We start from the raw sequence: 20,603 nt of genomic DNA, 5'->3' as shown, positions 1-20,603 counted from the left end.
GCGATTTTTTAAGCCAGCACGAGGTTTGACAAGCGAAGGGAGGTTAAGTGGCATCAGAGAGTGGAAAAACAAGGGCCGGACAGTGTCCGGCCTCAATGATTATGCGTCGAACGGGTCGCGCAGAATCATCGTTTCACTACGATCGGGACCGGTTGAGATGATATCAATCGGCACACCTGTTACCTCTTCCACACGCTTGATGTAGTCACGTGCTGCCTGAGGCAAACCTTCCAGCGTCTTCACGCCAAACGTTGTCTCGCTCCAGCCTGGCAGAGTTTCGTAGATTGGCTCAATGCCTTCCCAGTTTTCTGCGGCCAGTGGCGTAGTGGTGACTTCGCGGCCATCAGGCATACGGTAAGCAACACAGATTTTCACCTCTTTCAGGCCATCCAGCACGTCCAGCTTGGTCATGCAGAAACCTGACAGGGAGTTGATCTGAACTGCGCGGCGAACCGCTACCGCATCCAGCCAGCCGGTACGACGACGACGACCGGTGGTCGCGCCAAACTCATTACCCTGCGCACAGAGGAATTCGCCGGTTTCGTCGAACAGTTCAGTCGGGAACGGGCCTGCGCCAACGCGGGTTGAGTAAGCTTTCACAATACCCAGCACGTAGTCGACATAACGCGGGCCAATACCTGAACCGGTTGCGACGCCACCTGCAGTCGTGTTGGATGAGGTCACGTACGGATAGGTACCGTGATCGATATCCAGTAGCGTACCCTGCGCGCCTTCAAACATAATCAGATCGCCACGCTTACGCGCGACGTCCAGCAGTTCAGAGACGTCAACGACCATGCCAGTGAGGATGTCAGCGACTTCCATCACATCGTTAAGCACTTTATCGAAGTCGACGGCCGGCTCTTTGTAGTACTCCACCAGCTGGAAGTTGTAGAAATCGACGACTTCTTTCAGCTTGGCGGCAAAAGTTTCTTTGTTAAACAGGTCGCTGACGCGCAGTGCACGACGAGCGACTTTATCTTCATAAGCAGGACCGATGCCACGTCCGGTCGTACCAATCGCTTTGGCACCACGGGCACGTTCACGCGCCATATCCATCGCAACATGATATTGCAGGATCAGCGGACAGGCTTCAGAAATCAGCAGACGTTCACGTACCGGAATCCCGCGCGCTTCCAGGCCTTTCATCTCTTTCATTAAGGCTTCAGGAGAGAGCACTACGCCGTTACCAATGATGCTGGTGACGTTATCGCGCAGAATGCCAGAAGGGATCAGGTGGAGGACGGTTTTTTCACCGTTGATGACAAGCGTGTGGCCCGCATTGTGGCCGCCTTGATAACGCACAACATAATTCGCGCGCTCAGTCAGAAGGTCTACAATCTTACCTTTACCTTCGTCACCCCATTGGGTGCCCAGTACGACGACGTTCTTACCCATTTCTCAAAATCACCGATTGCTTAAAAAAGGATTCTACCATCTGATCCCATGGTTTTCAGCACTTTTAGCATACGATTGCGCGCTTTTTTGCCTGAGTTTTGATCACTACAACATGTTGGGGATAATGGCGCGAAGAGGCACAATTTAGCCGGTCTGAAACCCGATTTACAGGTTGCCATGCAGGCTAAGCATGCAGTAAATCACCATGCCAGCCACCACCAACCCTCCACCAAAGCGGTGCAGCAGGCGATCGGGTAAGCGGGTCATCGTCAGGATCATGCGTCGCCAGGCGCGCGGCATAAACATCGGTCCCAACCCTTCCAGCACTAATACCAGCGCCAGTGCCATCCAGATGCTCGTTTTCATTCTGCTACCCAAAAAAAAGGCCGACAACATTGTCGGCCCACAGGTTATATCAGTTCTTAACGGGTCGCGTTAGAGGGCGCCTTCATATATCGGAAGAAGTCGCTATCCGGGCTTAACACCATCACATCCTGATTTTCACTGAAGCTGTTTTCATAAGCACGCAGGCTACGAATAAAGGCGTAGAAGTCCGGATCTTTGCTGAATGCATCGGCAAACAACCGCGCCGTTTCCGCATCACCGTCACCGCGTGTAATCAGCGCTTCACGCTGGGCTTCAGCCAGAGTACGTGTTACCTGGTAATCGGCCTGAGCACGCAGTTTTTCTGCCTCTTCCTGACCCTGCGAACGCTGGCTGCGTGCTACTGCTTCACGCTCAGCACGCATACGATTGAAGATCGCGTCTGACACTTCGGTCGGCAGGTTGATCTGCTTGATGCGCACATCCATCACCTGAATACCTAATGCCGCCATACTGTTCGGATTCGGTGCTGGCTCGCTGCTGTTGGTTTCACGCTCTACACGGGCCGCTGCGCTGGCAATCGCGTCATCCGCCGCTGGTGTTGCGATTTCATCATCGCTGCCTGCAGAACCGGTGTTCAGCGCGTCACGTACATCCGTCGTCAGGCGACCCCGTGAGTCCGTTACGATATCTTTCACATCCAGACGGCCCATTTCAGAACGTAAGCGGTCACTGAACTTACGTTTCAGCAGCACTTCCGCCTGAGAGACATCACCGCCACCCGTGGCCAGGTAATAACGACTGAAGTCGCTGATACGCCACTTGATGTAGGAGTCCACGATCAGATCTTTCTTCTCTTTGGTGACGAAGCGATCGGCCTGGTTGTCCATGGTCTGAATGCGTGCATCCAGCGTTTTAACCGTTTCCAGGAATGGGATCTTGAAATGCAGACCCGGCGCAAATACCTGCGGTTTGTTTTCGCCATCGCGCAGGACTTTACCGAAGCGCAGAACAATACCTCGCTCCCCTTCCTGCACCACAAACAGCGACGCATAGAGCGCCACCAGTACGACAATGATCAAAAATACTATTGGCTTACGCATCGATTACTCTCTCCCTTCGCGCTGGCTGTCGCTGCGCTGAGCATTTGCCCGACGCTGATCCATGATGTTGTCCGGACTGTATGACGACGTGTCAGTGCGGCTGGCGCTGCGATCGGAGATAGCCGGCAGCGAAGAACTGCTACTGCCCTTCTGGCCGCTCTGGCCCGGTGCAGCCTGCGTGCCACGCATCAGTTGATCCAGCGGTAGCACCATCAGGTTGTTACCCCGATCGTTAACCAGGACTTTGCGGGTATGGCTCAGCACGCGTTCCATGGTCTCGATATAAAGACGCTCTTTGGTGATTTCCGGAGCGGCTTTATATTCCGGCAGAATCTTGGCAAAACGCGCCACTTCACCCTGCGCTTCCAGAACGGTACGCTCTTTATACGCGCGCGCCTCTTCCAGAATACGTTGCGCCCGACCGTTAGCACGAGGCTGAACTTCGTTGGCGTAAGCTTCTGCTTCACGGACGTACTGCTCACGGTTTTCACGTGCAGCAATCGCGTCATCAAACGCAGACTTCACTTCTTCCGGCGGACGGGCAGCCTGGAAGTTGACGTCCACTACTGCGACGCCCATGTTGTAAGGACGAATTGTCTCGTCGATTTCACGCTGGGTTTCGCTACGCACCACGGTACGGCCTTCGGTCAGAATGCGGTCCATGGTAGAACGACCAATGACGCCACGCAGCGCACTGTCAGTCGCCTGACGCAGGCTGTCATCCGCGCTGGTCACAGCGTAGAGATAACGTTCAGGATCGGTCACACGGTACTGCACGTTCATTTCGACGCGTACGACGTTCTCATCCGAGGTCAGCATGACGCCAGAAGCCGCCAGTTCACGCACCGATTCAACGTTAACCGCACGCACCTGATCAATGAACGTCGGCTTCCAGTTCAGACCCGGTTCGACCAGGTGACTGAACTTACCGAAGCGCGTCACCACGCCACGTTCCGCTTCCTTGATGGTGTAGAAACCGCTTGCAGCCCAGATGACTACAGCAGCAACAGCCACGATGCCAACAATTTTGCCACCGCTGCCGGAGCCGCGCTGACCGTTGTCGCTCTGTTTGCCACCGCCCAGTCCACCAAGCTTCTTGCTCAGCTTACGGAAGATATCATCCAGATCAGGAGGCCCGGATTCCCGTCCTCCCTTATTCCCCCCAGAGTTGCCGCCTTGATTATTGCTGCTTCCCCACGGGTCGCGGTCCTGTCCGTTATTTCCGGGCTGATTCCACGCCATGTCTCTACTCCATTTATTGTAATTACGATTTACCCGTCATCTTTCAGGCTGTTGCTGCGTTGGCTGCTTTCACTCATCCCGGTCACTTACAGGAGTAAGCTCCCGGGGATTCGTTTAATTGCCGCCTTGCTACAACCTGAAATCTTTTGGGTAAGTTGGATTGGGAAATATCAAACAATATAACTGGTCAGCGACGGTTCCTGCTTACATAAACGCATCCACTCAATGATGGGCATACGTATCTGCAATCCTACACTGCCGTCTTCTTCATTCCACTCTTTCTCAATCGCCTGCAACTGATAGAAACGGCTGCGAAGACGCCCCGCTTCCGGTGGCAGACGTAACGCGTGCTGGGCGATTTCACCTGCCAGACGCTCTGAAAGCGCCTGCCATAACAACGGAACGCCAACGCCGGTCTGGGCGGAAAGCCAGACGCGAATCGGCAGATTCTCTTCGTTACGATCGATACGCGGTTCGAATCCGTCGAGCATATCGATTTTATTCATCACCAACAGCGTCGGGATTTCGTCCGCTTCAATCTCTTCCAGTACGGCATCAACGGCGGCGATATTTTCTGTGACGCGAAGGTCAGCGCCATCGATCACGTGCATTAACAGCGTCGCCTGACGTGTCTCCTGCAGCGTGGCTTTAAAAGCGGCAACCAGATCGTGAGGAAGATGGCGAATAAAGCCGACCGTATCCGCCAGCACCACATCTCCGACATCGGCAACATTCAGACGGCGCAGTGTGGGATCGAGTGTCGCAAACAGCTGGTCTGCGGCAAAGACGTTGGCAGAGGTCATGGCGTTAAAGAGGGTCGATTTACCGGCGTTGGTATAACCCACCAGCGAAACCGTTGGTACGTCCGCTTTGGCACGAGACTGACGTCCCTGCTCACGCTGTTTCTCAACCCGCTCAAGACGAGACAAAATCTGGCTGATACGTCCGCGCAACAGGCGGCGGTCTGTTTCTAACTGTGTTTCGCCCGGACCACGTAAACCGATCCCGCCTTTCTGGCGTTCAAGGTGAGTCCAGCCGCGTACCAGACGTGTCGCAAGATGGCGTAGCTGTGCCAGCTCAACCTGCAATTTACCTTCGTGGGTACGTGCGCGTTGGGCAAAGATATCCAGGATTAAACCGGTGCGATCAATGACCCGGCATTCGCACAGGCGCTCGAGGTTTCTTTCCTGAGCGGGTGTAAGGGCATGATCGAATAATACGACCGATGCTCCAGTTGTTTTTACCGCATCGGCAATTTCAACGGCCTTTCCTTCACCGACAAAATACTTGGGATGTGGCGCTTTACGGCTGCCAGTAACCACTTGCAGCGCCTCAACGCCAGCAGAAGAGACCAGGGTTTCGAACTCCTGCAAATCTTCTACTTCTTTGTCTTGGGAGAACCAGATGTGTACCAGTACGGCCTGCTCACCGGCTTCATAACGGTCAAACAAGCTATAACCTCGCTAAATAAAAGACCAGGACGGAAAACCTCTGTTCTCCGTTCCTGGCTGTACGGTGACGCGTTATTCTGCGTTATCACCGTCTTGTTGTGGCTGTGGCTGCGCAGTCGTGTTGCTGCCGCCATGATGGTAATTGTTGCTGCCGCCGTTGCTGCCGCCACCGGTATTATTGCTATGGTGAGAAACCGGGCGCGAAGGAACTACGGTAGAAATGGCGTGCTTATAAACCATCTGACTTACCGTGTTTTTCAACAAAATGACGAACTGATCAAATGACTCAATCTGACCCTGCAGCTTAATACCGTTAACCAGATAAATCGAAACCGGAACACGTTCACGACGCAGTGCGTTCAAAAACGGGTCTTGTAATGATTGCCCCTTAGCCATTCTATCTTTTCCTTATATGCTTGTTGTTTGTTGCTAGTAGAACCTATGGTTCGAAAAAAACTGCGTAAAAATTTGCGCACGATAACCCATCAATTGTACACAATCACCCATGCTTCGCACTAAGAACCTGTAACACTGTATCACGCGCCAGCCGGGGCTCGTCACTGTCAAGCCAGTGAACATTTTCCCAACCGCGTAACCAGGTCATCTGTCGCTTAGCAAGCTGCCGGGTCGCGCAAATTCCACGATAAACCATCTCGCTGTAATCAATTTCGCCCGATAAATAAGACCACATCTGACGATAGCCAACACAACGAATGGAAGGCATGTCCGTATGCAAATCACCTCGTGCAAAAAGGGCCCGAGACTCCGCTTCAAATCCTGACGCCAACATCTGCTCAAAACGCAACGCGATGCGCTGATGCAGCAATTCACGGCTCGCGGGGGCGATGGCAAACTGTTGCACGTCGTAGGGTAACGCTTCACCGGATGTTTTTGTCAGTTCCGTTAAAGTTTTACCCGAAATAAAAAAAACTTCCAGTGCTCGCGAAAGTCTCTGCGGATCATTCGGATGAATACGACTGCCGGCAACCGGGTCGATTTCACACAGCTGGCGGTGTAAAGCATCCCAGCCTTTTTCACGCGCCGTTTGCTCTATCTGCTGACGAACGTCGGGATCGGCCGAGGGCAACGGCGACAATCCTTCAAGTAACGCCTTGAAGTAGAGCATGGTTCCACCAACAAGCAACGGTATTCGTCCGGCTTCAACGATCTCCGCCATTTCTGCTAAAGCATCCCGCCGGAACTCCGCTGCCGAATAGGCTTCTGCGGGATCGCGGATGTCGAGCAGACGATGGGGCGCCACTGCTAACTCCTCAGCCGACGGTTTCGCCGTGCCAATATCCATCTGACGATAGATTAAGGCAGAATCAACACTGATTAGTTCCACTGGTAACTGCTTACGCAACTCAATTGCTAAAGCAGTCTTGCCAGACGCCGTGGGTCCCATCAAAAAAATAGCCTTTGGCCGGCCAGCCTGGTTTAGTTCACTCATGCTTCAACGCGTTAACCGCGCTCTCAATCTCTATGGGCTGTAATAAGCCTGAAGGCGGCGATTTCAGTAGCTGTGGGCAAAGCCGTTCAAGCTCTGCCAGCAGGTTGATCGCCTGTGAGTGATTCCAGTCGGAGGACACTGTTTCCTGACGCCGCGCCAGCCATTGGGCCAGTTGCGTCGCAGAGTTCTCCTGCTGCCGGGCGAGATAGCCTAACAGCTCAGGAATCAAGATTTGTAAATTTTGTGTTCGTAACGGTAAAGGCACCGCGCGCAGGGTCACGTGGTCGCCGTCTATCTGAAGATCGATGCCCATCTGATTGAGCAGGCTGCTATTTTCTTTCGCCGACTGGCGTTCATCCAGGGCGATTTTCAGCCGTACCGGAATGAGCAGTGGCTGCGGTTTAAGCCCCTCTTCACCCGGTTCAAGCTGCGCCTGTTTCAGCCAGCGCGCCGCAACCGGGAGCGCCATCAGCATTAACTTCTGCTCCTGCTCCAGCAGCGCATAATGGTTGTGCAACACCGTCAGTACCCGGCCAAAACTCTGGGCATGGGCCGCCAGCGGCGAAGGCCTCTCAACCGGAGGTGGCGCTGGCTCGCGGGCTTTTAAAGGCGGTGTGGCGCTGACGGGTGTTTTCAGCAGCTGCTGATAAACTGCGCCTTCACGCTGACGATAAACATTCTCTTTGTTCTGCCAGGCGGGTGCCGCTGCAGGCTGCGCTTCACGCGCGGGCGCTGAGGGTTTTCGCTCACCGCCGGACGCCGCAGGCTGGGCAAAATGGTTTCCCCCGGCCGCCTGACGGTTTTCAGGCTGCCAGCGCGGCGCGGGTTCTTCGGTCTGCAGCGCAGGCAAGGTGGGTGCCGCCATCGCCTGAAGAGCGCTGACCACGCCCTGGTAAATAAAATCATGTACCAGACGCGACTGATGAAACCGCACTTCATGCTTGGCCGGGTGAACGTTGACATCCACCTGATGCGGATCGATCTCCAGATAGAGCACGTAAGCAGGCTGCTGGTCATCCTGAAGCTGGGTCTGAAACGCCTGGCGGATAGCGTGGTTGATCAGCTTGTCGCGCATCATCCGGCCATTGACGTAGCAATATTGCAGATCGGTGACCTGGCGCGAACCGGTGGGATCGGCGACCCAGCCGCGCAGCGAGAGGTCGTCATGCTGCCAGTCAATTCGCAGCGCATGCTGCATAAAGGTGGTGCCGCAGATCGCCGCCAGTCGCCGTTCGCGCTGGCTCTCCTCGCTGACGGCCCGATACTGGCGCATCATCTTGCCGTTGTGGCTCAGCGAAATCGCAACGTCAAAACGCGCCAGTGCAATACGACGGATCACTTCGTCGATATGACCGAACTCGGTTTTCTCAGTGCGCATAAATTTGCGGCGTGCCGGCGTGTTGTAAAAGAGATCCAGCACTTCCAGCGTGGTACCACAGGGGTGCGCCGCCGGTTTCACCGTCACCGTCATATCACGCCCTTCTGCATAGGCCTGCCAGGCTTCGGTTTGATCGTCGGTACGAGAGGTTAAGGTCAGGCGGGAGACAGAGCTGATACTGGCCAGCGCTTCACCGCGAAAACCCAGGCTCATGATCGCTTCCAGGTCATCGAGTGAGGCAATTTTACTGGTGGCGTGTCGGGCCAGCGCCATCGACAGCTCGCTTTTCACGATGCCGCAGCCATTGTCACGGATGCGGATGAGCTTTGCGCCGCCCTTTTCAATATCCACGTCAATGCGCGTCGCACCCGCATCCAGGCTGTTTTCCACCAGCTCTTTGACAACCGATGCAGGACGCTCAACCACTTCACCCGCCGCAATCTGGTTTGCCAGCTGGGGCGGTAAAATTTGAATCGGCATGGTTTTCCTTTTAGCTGGCAGCCCGGCACAGCGGCCGGGCAAACAATCAGGATGCAGGAATTTTCAGGTTCTGTCCCAACATGACGTTGGTCGACTTCAGATTATTGGTCTGCATTATCGCTTTCGGGCTGACGCCGTAGTGGGCGGCAATGCCGGTCAGTGAATCACCGACCACAACTTTATGGCGCACCATACCGCGTGGCGCAGCGCGCGTGGTACGACTGGCAGCCGCACTGGCCGGCACTTTCAGCCGCTGCCCGACCCAGACCACATCCCGCTTCAAGGTGTTCATGTCACGCAGGGTGTCCATGCTGACGCCATACTTCGCAGCAATGCCGGAGAGTGTCTCACCGCGCGCCACCGTATGACGCTGGGTTACACCGGTATATTGCGTCACGCCGGTCGCCGGGTTACTGGCTACGCTGACCACTGGCGACGAGCCCAGCGGCCGGTTTTCCTCCTTTGGGATGGATTGTAGCGGGTGCGCCAGGAAATAAGTGCGCAGACCTCTGTAGATCGACTGCGCAATCTTATCCTGGTGTGCGCTACTGCCAAGCAGTCGCTCCTCCGAGGAATTACTGATAAAGCCGGTTTCCACCAGCAAAGAAGGAATATCCGGTGAACGCAGCACGCCAAGGCTGGCATGCTCGGGCAGACGTTTATGTAGCGACGTTACGCCGCGCAGCTGCTGCAACACTTTCTGGGCGATGTCATAACCCACACGCTGCGAGTGCCCAAACTGCAGGTCCAGTACCGCCTGGCTGAGGTAAGGGTCGGCCTGACTGTTCGCCAGCAGGTCTCCTGCGCCGCCCAGCAGCTCAGACTGTTTCTCTTTCTGCTCCAGCCAGTTTGCCATCTCGTTATTCGCGCGACGGTTGGATAATACCCAGACCGAGGCACCGGTCGCGGCATGGCTTGGCGCGGCGTCAGCGTGAATTGAGACCAGCACGTTGGCATTGGCCTTGCGCGCTACATCGGAGCGGCCCATGACCGAGATAAAATAGTCGCCATCACGCGTCAGCACGCCTTTGAACATCGGATCGTTGTTCAGCAGCACCCGCAGTTTACGGGCAATCGCAATCGTGACGTTCTTCTCTTTTAGTCCGCGTTGCCCGATAGCGCCCGGATCCTGGCCGCCATGTCCGGCATCAATCGCCACAATCACGGTGTCATTCTGGCTGACCGCACTACCGGGACGCACGGTGCTGGTGGTGCTGGTCACGGATGTCACCGGACTGGAATTAAACGGGTTAACCGCGTCGGCACTCTGGGTCGGCACAGGCCTCGGGGCGGTGACCGGTGCAGGCACACTGCGCGTAATAACAGGCGCCTTACCGGTAATGGTGAAGACCACGCTGTAGCTGTTGCCGTTGCGCTGGGTGACCGCCCGGGTTTTACCCGCCTGTGTCAGTTCAAATACCAGCCGCACGCTCTGTTTATCTTTAGGCGTGCTGGTACGAATTCGCTTTACGATATTTTCGCCGCTGAAGTTAAGCGGCAGCCCCTGAACTACGCCGCTCTGGCGCACATCAAGCACTACACGATTCGGGTTGTGCAGAGGGAAGAAGGCATAGACCGGCTGTCCGGCAAAGTTCAGGGTGATGGTGGCCTGACTGTCGCCATTGGCCACTTTGATATCGGACAGGGTGGCGGCAAAAAGGGGCGTACAGACCAGCAGCAACAGAGATACCAGCGCTATTTTCATCCGTGACATCATGCCTGATCCCTGCCCTGACCAAATTGTTCAAGCGACTGCTGGCCCGACGGGGATTGTGCCGTCAGCTCCGCCTCACGCGCCTCGCCCACATAACGCAGCGTTAAGGTAAGGTCGGGCGACGGCAGGAAACCGGCACCCTGCTGCGGCCATTCCACCAGACAGATGGCGTCGCCGCTGAAGTAGTCACGGATACCCATGAACTCAAGCTCTTCGGGATCGGCAAGGCGATAGAGATCGAAGTGATAGAGCGTACGGTCGTTGAGCTGGTAAGGCTCAACGAGGGTGTAAGTGGGACTTTTCACGTTACCCTGATGGCCCAGCGCCTGCAGAAAGCCGCGGCTGAAGGTGGTTTTACCCGCCCCCAGATCGCCATAGAGATAAATCACTGTCGCGCTGCCACAGGCGCGCGCCAGCTGAGCGCCCAAACTGAGCGTAGCCGCCTCATCGGGCAAAGAGATAACACAGGTCTTCATGCTTCTTTATTCATCTCAGGATTAACAAACTGCCACAGCAGATCCAGTAAATCAGTTGCGAGCATACCGCGGGTACCGCGTTCTGCAGCCACCGCATCGGCCGCTGCACCATGAGCCACGCAGCCAGCGCAGGCCGCATCAAACAGCGTCAGTTTCTGACCCACCAGCGAGGCGATAATTCCACTCAGGAGATCACCCATACCGCCAGAGGCCATACCGGCATTGCCCACGTCCGCAAAAGCCATTTCGCCCTGCTCGCTGGCAATCAGTGTACCGGCACCTTTCAGGACCACCACGCCACCATAACGCTGCGCCAATGTCTGCGCTGCATGTAAGCGGTCACTCTCAATTTCACTGGTCTCGATATTCAGCAAACGCGCCGCTTCGCCAGGATGCGGCGTAATAATGCGATTCTGACGTTTCTCAGCACTGATTGCCAGCAGGTTAAGCGCATCCGCGTCCCAAAGCATCGGCTTTTCACTGCCCGCGACCTGCTTCAGTGCCCGCTTTCCCCATTCACGCTGACCCAGACCCGGCCCAATCGCGATAACATCGGCCCACTCCAGCGCCTCCGTCAGCCGTTCATCGGTCAGTTCATCGACCATAACTTCGGGTCGGGCGGTAAGAATCGGAATAATATTATCTTTGTGAGTAAGTACTCGCACTAATCCACTGCCGCTGCGTAATGCGGCTTCTGCGGTCATTCTCACTGCGCCAGCGGTACCGGCATCGCCCCCGACGACCAGTAGCCGACCGTGACTACCCTTGTGCGAGGTCGGTTTACGCGGTTTTAGCCAGCGAGTTAATGCACTGGCATCGTATCGCGCGATGGGTGCCGCTTCGCCCGCCAGAAAAGCGGCCAGTCCGAGATCGGCATAATAGAGCTTTCCGATATAGTCTCGTGCCTTGCCGGTGATCTGGCCCGGTTTCAGTGCCACCACGCTCAGCGTATGGCTGGCATTAATCACCTCGCCAGGCGCGGTCCCGTTGCGGGCGGATAAGCCGGAAGGCATATCGATGGCGAGTATCGGTGCCGCATGGGCGTTCGCCTGCTGGATTAGCGTGGCATAGGGTTCTTTGGGCGCACGATTGCTGCCGGTTCCCAGCAGCGCATCGACAATCACATCAATCTGTTCTGGCCAGGCCGCATCGGCCGCATGAATTTCACCGCCCGCATCCAGCCATGCGTCCCGCGCGCGCTGAGCCTCTTCGGGCAACGCTTTTTCACTTTCGCACGCCAGCAGCGTAACGGTTTTGCCCGCCGCCTGACCCAGTCGCGCCAGCACATAGCCATCGCCACCGTTGTTACCGTGGCCGCACAGAATCAGCCAGTTACTGGCTTCTGGCCAGTACGCAGTCAGATGCTCGTAAGCGGCCTGTCCGGCGCGCAGCATCAGCTCATACAGAGTTATCCCGAGCGTATCGGCTCCCTGTTGCTCAAGCTGCGCCACGGCCTGCGCAGGCCAGACAGAATATGGTAAACTGCGGCTGTTTTTCTTCGAATCCTGGTCACTCATGTCATACCCTCTCGATCTTCATCAGCTCGCACAACAGATTAAACAGTGGGGATTGGATCTCGGCTTTCAGCAGGTCGGCATCACTGATACCGATCTCAGTGCGGAAGAGCCGCGCCTGCAGGCGTGGCTGGACAAGCAGTATCATGGCGAGATGGAGTGGATGGCGCGACACGGCATGATGCGGGCGCGTCCTCATGAGCTGCTACCCGGCACGCTGCGCGTCATCAGCGTTCGCATGAACTACCTTCCGGCCAAAGCCGCCTTTGCCAGCACGCTGAAAAATCCCCAACTGGGCTATGTCAGCCGTTATGCATTAGGTCGTGATTACCACAAAGTATTGCGCAATCGACTGAAAAAGCTCGGAGAAATGATCCAGCAGCACTGTAGCGAGCTAAATTTCCGCCCATTTGTGGATTCAGCACCGCTGCTTGAGCGACCGCTGGCGGCCAAAGCCGGACTCGGCTGGACCGGCAAACATTCGCTGATACTGAACCGGGAAGCTGGCTCGTGGTTTTTCCTCGGCGAACTGCTGATCGATATTCCGCTGCCGTTAGATACCCCGCAGGAGGAGCAGTGTGGTCGCTGTGTCGCCTGCATGACCATCTGCCCCACCAACGCTATCGTTGAGCCTTACGTCGTTGATGCTCGTCGCTGTATCTCCTATCTCACCATTGAGCTGGAAGGGGCTATTCCGGAAGCGTTTCGTCCGCTGATGGGCAACCGGATTTATGGCTGTGATGACTGCCAGCTCATCTGTCCGTGGAATCGATATGGACAACTCAGTGACGAAAGTGACTTTTCACCGCGAGCCGCGTTACATGCGCCGGAGCTGGTCGAACTGTTTCAGTGGGATGAAGCGAAGTTTTTACGTATTACTGAAGGCTCAGCGATTCGCCGAATTGGTCATTTACGCTGGTTGCGTAATATTGCCGTCGCGCTGGGTAACGCGCCCTGGTCGCCTGAAGTTGTTCAGGTTCTGGAACAGCGACTGGGTGAGAGCGAACTCCTGGATGAACATATTCTGTGGGCAATCACACAGCAGCAGCAGAAACGCGATCAACTTGTGGTTGAAGTGCAGCCTGCCCAGCAGAAGCGGCTGGTTCGTGCAGTAGAGAAGGGTTTGCCGCGTGATGCGTGATTGACCAGCCCTGGCGCGTATTATCGTTTTCCACATGCTGTGAATAAAAATAAAAAGCTGTTGTCATTCAACTGCAACATCGCTGATTTCGCTGTGAAATAACAAATTGAAATATTTTCATAGATATAAATATCAACAGCTTATGTAAAAGTTGTGTTTATTTAATAATGAGCCTATCGCTTCGGTTAAAGCACAAAGCTGTGGATAACTCTGTTCAAAAACAATTTACAGATCGCCGTAACGGGCGCGGATGATGGGGTATCGTGCTGTGGATAACCTTCAGGAAGCAATCAAAAATCACGCGACGTAAAACAGCCGGATAACGGACTGAAACAGGGTGATGTTAAAACTGGAGCGGGAAACGAGACTCGAACTCGCGACCCCGACCTTGGCAAGGTCGTGCTCTACCAACTGAGCTATTCCCGCATAGAAGGGTACTGCTTAATCAAAACTGGAGCGGGAAACGAGACTCGAACTCGCGACCCCGACCTTGGCAAGGTCGTGCTCTACCAACTGAGCTATTCCCGCAAAGAGGTTACTGCATGCTTTTTAAATCTGGAGCGGGAAACGAGACTCGAACTCGCGACCCCGACCTTGGCAAGGTCGTGCTCTACCAACTGAGCTATTCCCGCGCCTTGTACCGTTAATAAATTCTTCACCGGTACGGGGTGCGCATTATACGAGAAATCGTTGCTGCTGCAAGCGTCTGAAAGCAAAAATTTTCGCTTTCCGCGCGTTTGCTGATTAAAACAGCAAACTGGCGATTTCATGCGCACCCGCAGCCCACTAAAGCTGCAAAAAGTGCTCGCGGTAGTAAGCCAGCTCCGCCACAGACTCACGGATGTCATCCAGCGCCTGGTGCGTGCCGCCTTTTTTGAAGCCAGGCAGGATCTCCGGTTTCCAGCGACGCGCCAGCTCTTTCAAAGTACTCACATCCAGGTAGCGATAGTGGAAATAGGCTTCCAGCTCAGGCATGTACTTAAACAGGAAGCGGCGATCCTGCCCGATGCTGTTGCCACAGATAGGCGATGTGTTGGCAGGAACCCACTGTTTCAGGAACTCAATGGTCGCCAGCTCTGCTGCGCGGTCGTCAATCCTACTCTCCTTCACCCGCGCAACCAGACCGCTGTTGGTATGGGTGCGGACGTTCCACTCATCCATCAGCGCCAGCTGCGCATCGGACTGATGAACGGCCATGACCGGCCCTTCCGCCAGAATGTTCAGGTTGGCGTCAGTCACCAGGGTCGCAATCTCAATAATGCGATCGTGCGTCGGATCAAGTCCGGTCATCTCAAGATCAATCCAGATCAGATTCTGTTCATTTCCAGTAGCCATGCTGTTTCCTGCGGTTGCTGTAGTCGTCATTCACGATGAATAAGGTGTATCATAGACGTTTTGCCCAGCCGGGCGAAATCTGGCTAATGCTGTGAGGGTGAGTGAGTAAAAATAAACTGTCGAAAGGCCAACAACGTCGCGTAAGCGCTAACCACGATCGCCGTCTCAACCAACGCAGAGAGCGTCCGGATGCGGATGACAACCTGTTTGGTGAAACTGCAGATGGGGTCGTTGTCAGTCGTTTTGGCATGCATGCTGATGTTGAGGATAGCGCAGGCGTCGCCCACCGCTGCAATATCCGCCGTACTATCCGTTCGCTGGTGACTGGCGACCGGGTGATGTGGCGTCCGGCCACCAGCGGCGGCAAAGGCATTGTTGAAGCGGTGCATGAGCGCACCAGCGTGTTAACCCGCCCCGATTTTTACGACGGCGTGAAGCCGATGGCGGCGAATATCGATCAGATCATCGTCGTGTCGGCGATCCTGCCCGAACTGTCGCTGAATATCATCGACCGCTATCTGGTGGCCAGCGAAACGCTGGACATCGAACCGTTACTCGTACTGAACAAAACCGATCTGCTGGATGACAAGGCGCGCGCCTTTGTCGATAAGCAGATGGATATCTATCGCGATATTGGCTATCGCGTCGTGATGGTCTCCAGCCGGGCGAAAAACGGCCTGGACGATCTGAAAACGGCCTTAACCGACCGTGTGAGTATCTTTGCCGGTCAGTCCGGGGTGGGTAAGTCGAGTCTGCTGAACGCCCTGCTCGGCTTCGACAAAGAAGAGCAGGTCGCGATTCTGACCAACGAAGTGTCGGATGGCTCAGGCTTAGGCCAGCACACAACCACCGCATCGCGTCTGTATCACTTCCCGGACGGCGGCGACGTGATCGATTCACCTGGCGTGCGAGAGTTTGGTTTGTGGCATCTGGAGCCGGAACAGGTTACCCGCGGGTTTGTCGAATTCCGTGCATACCTGGGCGATTGCAAATTCCGCGATTGTAAACACGGCAGCGATCCTGGCTGTGCCATTCGTGAAGCGGTCGAACAGGGAAAAATCAACCGTTCCCGTTTCGATAACTACCACCGTATCCTGGAGAGCATGGCGCAGGTAAAAACGCGTAAAAATTTCCCTGATGGTGAAAGTTAATCGGTATAACCCCGTCTGAACAGATAAGCCGTTGCATTTTGCGACGTCCATTCCAGTGGTGCGTTCAGACCGTGCAGCGTGCCGGAAATCGGGTATAGTCGCCATCTGAACGGGGCGCTGCTACAATTCGCCCCCTTTTTTACTACGTCCACAAATAGCCAGGAGGCTAAGGTGTTTGATCGTTTAAAACTCGGCTTGAATCATATTCTCCCGAAGAAATGGCTGACTGAACTTGCCGGTTGGGGCGCCAGTCGCCGCGGTGGTTGGTTGACCAAACTGGTCATTGACATCTTTGTCTGGTTTTACAAAGTCGACATGGCGGAAGCGCGGAAGCCCGATACCGCCAGCTATCGTACCTTTAATGACTTTTTTGTCCGTCCGCTGAAAGACGATGCGCGCCCGGTGGATGCTGACGCCAGCCTTATCGCCCTGCCCGCAGATGGCGCTATCAGCCAGCTCGGACACATTGAAGGCGACCAGATTTTCCAGGCTAAAGGTCATTACTACACCATTGACGCGCTGCTGGCGGGTGATGAGCAGATGGCGGCACGGTTTGTTGATGGCGAGTTCGTCACCACCTATCTGGCACCGCGTGATTATCACCGCGTCCATATGCCGTGCAACGGCATCCTGCGCGAGATGATCTATGTGCCTGGCGACCTCTACTCCGTCAACCCACTGACTGCACGTAATATTCCTAACCTGTTCGCCCGTAACGAGCGCGTTATCTGCTACTTCGAAACCGATATCGGGCCGATGGTACAGATCCTTGTCGGCGCGACTATTGTCGGCAGCATTGAAACCGTCTGGGCTGGCACCATCACGCCACCGCGTGAAGGTGTGATCAAGCGCTGGCACTATCCGGCAGCGGATGATGAAGGCGCCGTGGTACTGCTTAAAGGTCAGGAAATGGGCCGCTTTAAACTCGGCTCTACCGTCATCAACCTGTTCGCACCGGGCCGCGTCAAACTGGCTGAAAGCCTGGAAGCCGAAAGCAAAACCCGTCTGGGTCAACCGCTGGCGATTGCGCTGCCGGTCGCGACAGACATTTCCGACGTCATCGTCGATTAAATTGAGTGTCCTCTGTGCGTTCGATTCTCCTCCTGCTGCTGAGCCTGTGGCTCAGCAGCCCGGCCTTCGCGGCCAGCCTTCCTGACGCCAGCCAGCTCAAACAGCAGCTGGAAGAGGTAAAATCGGCCAAAAGCTCACCGTCTCAGACGGAGCAGATCCAGACGATTGAAGCCGCCCTGAACTTCCTCTCTGAACGCGATGAATCGCTGGAACGCGCGGCGCAATATCAGCAGGTCATTGATGACTTTCCGCGTCTGGCGCGCGAACTGCGTCAGCAGATTGCCGCGCTGAGTGACAGCGGGAAAACCGTGCGCAACAACATGAGCAGCGCCGAGCTGGATCAGGAGATCCTGCAGGTCAGCAGCCAGTTGCTGGAAGAGGGTCGTCAGGCGCGGCAGGAGCAGGATCGGGCGCGGGAAATCAGTGATTCTCTGTCGCAGTTGCCGCAGCAGCAGACCGAAGCACGCCGGGCGATGACGGAGAGTGAACGTCGGTTGCAGGGCGTCAGCAGCAGTTCGCCGCAGGGCCAGCTGCAACTGGCGGCACGTCAGGCGGAAAGCGCCGCGAATAAAGCACTCGTCGATGAACTTGAGCTGGCACAGCTCTCCGCCAACAACCGCCAGGAACTGGCACGGATGCGCGCTGAAGCCCACCAGCGTAAAGCGACTCAGCTCGATAACTATCTGCAGGCGCTGCGCAACCAGCTCAACGATCAGCGGCAACGTGAAGCGGAAGTCGCACTGGCCCGCACCGAGCAACTGGCGGAAAACAGTGGCGATCTGCCGCCTGAGATCAGCGATCAGTTTCGGGTTAACCGTGAACTCTCGGTTGCACTGAATCAACAGGCGCAGCGCATGGATCTGGTGGCATCGCAGCAGCGACTGGCCACCAACCAGATTATTCAGGTCCGCCAGGCGCTCTCTACCCTGCGTGAGCAATCGCAGTGGCTGGGCGCCTCTAACCTGCTGGGCGAAGCACTACGGGCACAGGTCGCACGCCTGCCGGAGATGCCGAAGTCGCAGCAGATTGATAATGAGATGGCACAGCTTCGCGTGCAGCGTCTCTATTATGAGGATCTGCTGGAGCGCCAGGATGCGCTGCGTAAAGGACGGCAGGCCGATGGTCAGCCCTTAACCGCAGATCAGAAACGTATTCTTGATGCGCAGCTACGCACACAGCGCGAACTGCTCAATTCTTTGATCTCCGGCTGTGACACGCTGATTCTGGAGATTACCAAGCTTAAGGTCGGCAATACGCAGTTGCAGGATGCGCTGACGGAAGTCAAAGAGGCGACGCACCGCTATCTGTTCTGGACCGCCGATGTCAATCCGATTGGTTTAAGTTATCCGCTGGATCTGGCCAAAGATCTTTCCCGTCTGCTATCGCTGGATACGCTGGGGCAACTCGGCAAAGCGATGGCAATGATGTTCACCAGCCGTAACTCGGTGCTGCCGATCATTGGTGCGTTACTGCTGGTCGGCTTCAGCATCAGCTCGCGCCGCCACTTCAATGCTTTTCTCGAGCGCTCCGCCAGCAAGGTCGGCAAGGTGACCCAGGATCGTTTCCGCCTGACCATCCGTACCCTGTTCTGGTCGATCCTGGTGGCGCTGCCGCTGCCGGTGTTATGGGGTACGCTGGGTTATGGCCTGCAGAACGCATGGCCCTACCCTATCGCCGTAGCGATTGGCGATGGCATTACCGCCACGCTGCCGCTGCTGTGGGCATTTATGATCAGCGCCGCCTTTGCCCGTCCCAACGGCCTGTTCATTGTGCATTTCCGCTGGCCGCAAAACCGGGTGGCACGCGCCATGCGCTACTACTCGCTGAGCATCGGATTAATTGTGCCGCTGATTATGTTGCTGATAGCTTTTGGCAATCTGGAAGATCGGCAGTTCTCCTCATCGCTGGGCCGTCTCTGTTTCATCCTGATCTGCGGGGCAATCAGTATCGTTACCGTGAGTCTGAAACGTTCCGGCATTCCGCTCTACCTCGATAAAGAGGGAAATGGCGAGAATATGGTGAACCGGATGCTGTGGAACCTGATGATCGCCATGCCGCTGATGGCTGCTCTCGCCTCCGCCGTAGGTTATCTGGCGACCGCGCAGGCGCTGCTGGCGCGACTGGAGACCTCCGTCGCCATCTGGTTCCTGTTGCTGGTTATCTATCACATTATCCGGCGCTGGATGCTGATTCAGCGTCGCCGTCTCGGCTTTGATCGCGCCCGTCAGCGCCGTGCCGACATGCTGGCTAACCGTGCGCGCAGTGAAGAAGAGAAAGAGCAAGGCTCTCTGAACACTGATGCGATTGAAATTGAAGAGCCGGTGATTGACCTGGATGCGATCAGTGCGCAGTCGCTGCGGCTGGTTCGCTCTATCCTGATGCTGATCGCGCTGGTCTCGGTGATTGTGCTGTGGTCAGAAATCCATTCGGCCTTTGGCTTCCTGGAGAATATTCAGTTGTGGGATGTCAGTACGTCCGTGCAGGGCGTGGAGTCGATTCAGCCCATCACCCTGGGGTCGGTGCTGATTGCCATTCTGGTGTTTATCATTACTACCCAGCTGGTGCGCAATATGCCCGCGCTGCTAGAGCTGGCGCTGCTGCAGCATCTGAATCTGACGCCCGGCACCGGTTACGCCATCACAACCCTGACCAAATATCTGCTGCTGCTGATTGGGGGTCTGATTGGTTTCTCAATGATTGGTATTGAGTGGTCGAAGCTACAGTGGCTGGTTGCCGCGCTGGGTGTGGGACTGGGGTTTGGTTTGCAGGAGATTTTTGCCAACTTTATCTCGGGTCTGATTATCCTGTTCGAAAAGCCGATTCGTATCGGTGATACCGTGACGATCCGAGATCTGACCGGCAGCATCACGCGGATCAATACCCGCGCGACCACCATTACCGACTGGGACCGCAAAGAGATCATTGTGCCGAACAAGGCCTTTATCACCGAGCAGTTTATTAACTGGTCGCTGTCCGATTCCGTGACGCGCGTGGTGCTGACCATTCCGGCCCCGGCGAAAGTCAGCAGTGAACAGGTGACCACCATTCTGATTCAGGCGGCGGAACGCTGCAGCTATGTCCTGGACACGCCGCAACCGGAAGCCTTCCTGGTCGATTTGCAGCAGGGGATTCAGTTGTTTGAACTCCGTGTGCATGCCGCTGAGATGGGACACCGTATGCCGCTGCGTCACGAGCTGCATCAGTTAATTCTGAGCGGATTTGATCAGCACGGTATTGAGATGCCATTCCCGCCGTTCCAGATGCGTATGGAGACCCTGGGCAAGAAGCTGCCTGCCAGCAACGGTACGCCCGCAGCCCGCGCCTACAAATCTGGCGGCCTGTAATGCAAAACGCCCGGCAAGGCCGGGCGTTATT

The 20,603-nt window shown here is 55.8% G+C and carries 16 protein-coding genes and 3 tRNA genes; 4 read left to right on the top strand and 15 right to left on the bottom strand.

All coding sequences use genetic code 11. The features are described from left to right. Positions 1–99: 99 nt before the first annotated feature. The 11 genes from ACN1CO_RS17320 to nnr all read right to left on the bottom strand — a co-directional run bounded on the left by ACN1CO_RS17320 (position 100) and on the right by nnr (position 12,533). Positions 100–1,398 carry an adenylosuccinate synthase gene (locus ACN1CO_RS17320; RefSeq protein WP_136197349.1) on the bottom strand — a complete coding sequence of 433 codons (1,299 nt, stop codon included), beginning with the start codon at positions 1,396–1,398 and terminating at the stop codon, positions 100–102. A 165-nt stretch (positions 1,399–1,563) separates the two neighbouring features. Continuing rightward, on the bottom strand, positions 1,564–1,764 hold the full coding sequence (locus ACN1CO_RS17315) for a DUF2065 domain-containing protein (RefSeq protein ID WP_010256126.1): 201 nt from the start codon (positions 1,762–1,764) through the stop codon (positions 1,564–1,566). Positions 1,765–1,820: 56 nt separating this feature from the next. After that, complete coding sequence (gene hflC / locus ACN1CO_RS17310; protein WP_003855319.1) at positions 1,821–2,825, bottom strand: protease modulator HflC; 1,005 nt, start codon at positions 2,823–2,825, stop codon at positions 1,821–1,823. A gap of 3 nt (positions 2,826–2,828) precedes the next feature. Further along, positions 2,829–4,067 carry an FtsH protease activity modulator HflK gene (gene hflK / locus ACN1CO_RS17305; protein ID WP_419140037.1) on the bottom strand — a complete coding sequence of 413 codons (1,239 nt, stop codon included), beginning with the start codon at positions 4,065–4,067 and terminating at the stop codon, positions 2,829–2,831. 170 nt (positions 4,068–4,237) lie between these two features. Continuing rightward, positions 4,238–5,518 carry a ribosome rescue GTPase HflX gene (gene hflX, locus ACN1CO_RS17300; RefSeq protein ID WP_090966223.1) on the bottom strand — a complete coding sequence of 427 codons (1,281 nt, stop codon included), beginning with the start codon at positions 5,516–5,518 and terminating at the stop codon, positions 4,238–4,240. A gap of 72 nt (positions 5,519–5,590) precedes the next feature. Beyond that, positions 5,591–5,914 (bottom strand): RNA chaperone Hfq, encoded by a 324-nt coding sequence (gene hfq / locus ACN1CO_RS17295; protein ID WP_419140036.1) that lies wholly within the window; start codon positions 5,912–5,914, stop codon positions 5,591–5,593. A gap of 103 nt (positions 5,915–6,017) precedes the next feature. Next, complete coding sequence (miaA, locus tag ACN1CO_RS17290) at positions 6,018–6,968, bottom strand: tRNA (adenosine(37)-N6)-dimethylallyltransferase MiaA (RefSeq protein ID WP_179898661.1); 951 nt, start codon at positions 6,966–6,968, stop codon at positions 6,018–6,020. Further along, positions 6,961–8,826 carry a DNA mismatch repair endonuclease MutL gene (gene mutL, locus ACN1CO_RS17285; protein ID WP_419140035.1) on the bottom strand — a complete coding sequence of 622 codons (1,866 nt, stop codon included), beginning with the start codon at positions 8,824–8,826 and terminating at the stop codon, positions 6,961–6,963. The genes miaA and mutL overlap by 8 nt, the downstream gene beginning before the upstream one ends. A 46-nt stretch (positions 8,827–8,872) precedes the next feature. Next, complete coding sequence (amiB, locus tag ACN1CO_RS17280; RefSeq protein ID WP_419140034.1) at positions 8,873–10,543, bottom strand: N-acetylmuramoyl-L-alanine amidase AmiB; 1,671 nt, start codon at positions 10,541–10,543, stop codon at positions 8,873–8,875. Then, positions 10,540–11,016 carry a tRNA (adenosine(37)-N6)-threonylcarbamoyltransferase complex ATPase subunit type 1 TsaE gene (gene tsaE, locus ACN1CO_RS17275; protein ID WP_419140033.1) on the bottom strand — a complete coding sequence of 159 codons (477 nt, stop codon included), beginning with the start codon at positions 11,014–11,016 and terminating at the stop codon, positions 10,540–10,542. The genes amiB and tsaE overlap by 4 nt, the downstream gene beginning before the upstream one ends. Further along, positions 11,013–12,533, bottom strand: a complete 1,521-nt coding sequence (gene nnr / locus ACN1CO_RS17270; RefSeq protein ID WP_419140032.1) for a bifunctional ADP-dependent NAD(P)H-hydrate dehydratase/NAD(P)H-hydrate epimerase — start codon at positions 12,531–12,533, stop codon at positions 11,013–11,015. Before nnr ends, tsaE begins: the two co-directional genes overlap by 4 nt. Here nnr and queG point away from each other — a divergent pair. Next, positions 12,532–13,671 carry a tRNA epoxyqueuosine(34) reductase QueG gene (queG, locus tag ACN1CO_RS17265; RefSeq protein ID WP_419140031.1) on the top strand — a complete coding sequence of 380 codons (1,140 nt, stop codon included), beginning with the start codon at positions 12,532–12,534 and terminating at the stop codon, positions 13,669–13,671. The genes nnr and queG overlap by 2 nt on opposite strands. Before the next feature lie 350 nt (positions 13,672–14,021). Here queG and ACN1CO_RS17260 read toward each other — a convergent pair. From ACN1CO_RS17260 to orn, 4 genes are all read right to left on the bottom strand, one after another. After that, a tRNA-Gly gene (locus ACN1CO_RS17260) sits at positions 14,022–14,097 on the bottom strand. Positions 14,098–14,123: 26 nt separating this feature from the next. Beyond that, a tRNA-Gly gene (locus ACN1CO_RS17255) sits at positions 14,124–14,199 on the bottom strand. Positions 14,200–14,227: 28 nt separating this feature from the next. Then, positions 14,228–14,303 (bottom strand) — tRNA-Gly (locus ACN1CO_RS17250). A gap of 154 nt (positions 14,304–14,457) precedes the next feature. After that, entirely contained in the window at positions 14,458–15,006 is a 549-nt protein-coding gene (gene orn / locus ACN1CO_RS17245; protein WP_419140030.1) for an oligoribonuclease, read from the bottom strand. A gap of 101 nt (positions 15,007–15,107) precedes the next feature. Here orn and rsgA point away from each other — a divergent pair, with 101 nt between their 5' ends. The 3 genes from rsgA to mscM all read left to right on the top strand — a co-directional run bounded on the left by rsgA (position 15,108) and on the right by mscM (position 20,572). Continuing rightward, positions 15,108–16,157, top strand: a complete 1,050-nt coding sequence (gene rsgA, locus ACN1CO_RS17240) for a small ribosomal subunit biogenesis GTPase RsgA (protein WP_419140029.1) — start codon at positions 15,108–15,110, stop codon at positions 16,155–16,157. Between the two features lie 171 nt (positions 16,158–16,328). Next, positions 16,329–17,228: an archaetidylserine decarboxylase gene (gene asd, locus ACN1CO_RS17235; protein WP_419140028.1), complete on the top strand. Its 900-nt coding sequence runs from the start codon at positions 16,329–16,331 to the stop codon at positions 17,226–17,228. A gap of 14 nt (positions 17,229–17,242) precedes the next feature. Further along, positions 17,243–20,572, top strand: coding sequence for a miniconductance mechanosensitive channel MscM (mscM, locus tag ACN1CO_RS17230; protein WP_419140027.1), 3,330 nt, complete (start codon positions 17,243–17,245; stop codon positions 20,570–20,572). Positions 20,573–20,603 lie beyond the last annotated feature (31 nt).

The organism is Pantoea sp. R13S299 (assembly GCF_048515925.1).
Taxonomy (GTDB): domain Bacteria; phylum Pseudomonadota; class Gammaproteobacteria; order Enterobacterales; family Enterobacteriaceae; genus Pantoea.
Note: the sequence above shows the minus strand (reverse complement) of the source record. Positions and strands in the feature narration are given on the sequence as shown.

Bases quoted from the DNA above. Each gene is read 5' to 3' on its own strand.
- hfq (WP_419140036.1), bottom strand. From the start codon at position 5,914: ATGGCTAAGGGGCAATCATTACAAGACCCGTTTTTGAACGCACTGCGT.
- amiB (WP_419140034.1), bottom strand. From the start codon at position 10,543: ATGATGTCACGGATGAAAATAGCGCTGGTATCTCTGTTGCTGCTGGTC.
- nnr (WP_419140032.1), bottom strand. From the start codon at position 12,533: ATGAGTGACCAGGATTCGAAGAAAAACAGCCGCAGTTTACCATATTCT.
- ACN1CO_RS17315 (WP_010256126.1), bottom strand. From the start codon at position 1,764: ATGAAAACGAGCATCTGGATGGCACTGGCGCTGGTATTAGTGCTGGAA.
- miaA (WP_179898661.1), bottom strand. From the start codon at position 6,968: ATGAGTGAACTAAACCAGGCTGGCCGGCCAAAGGCTATTTTTTTGATG.
- hflC (WP_003855319.1), bottom strand. From the start codon at position 2,825: ATGCGTAAGCCAATAGTATTTTTGATCATTGTCGTACTGGTGGCGCTC.
- orn (WP_419140030.1), bottom strand. From the start codon at position 15,006: ATGGCTACTGGAAATGAACAGAATCTGATCTGGATTGATCTTGAGATG.
- tsaE (WP_419140033.1), bottom strand. From the start codon at position 11,016: ATGAAGACCTGTGTTATCTCTTTGCCCGATGAGGCGGCTACGCTCAGT.
- queG (WP_419140031.1), top strand. From the start codon at position 12,532: ATGTCATACCCTCTCGATCTTCATCAGCTCGCACAACAGATTAAACAG.
- hflK (WP_419140037.1), bottom strand. From the start codon at position 4,067: ATGGCGTGGAATCAGCCCGGAAATAACGGACAGGACCGCGACCCGTGG.
- ACN1CO_RS17320 (WP_136197349.1), bottom strand. From the start codon at position 1,398: ATGGGTAAGAACGTCGTCGTACTGGGCACCCAATGGGGTGACGAAGGT.
- mutL (WP_419140035.1), bottom strand. From the start codon at position 8,826: ATGCCGATTCAAATTTTACCGCCCCAGCTGGCAAACCAGATTGCGGCG.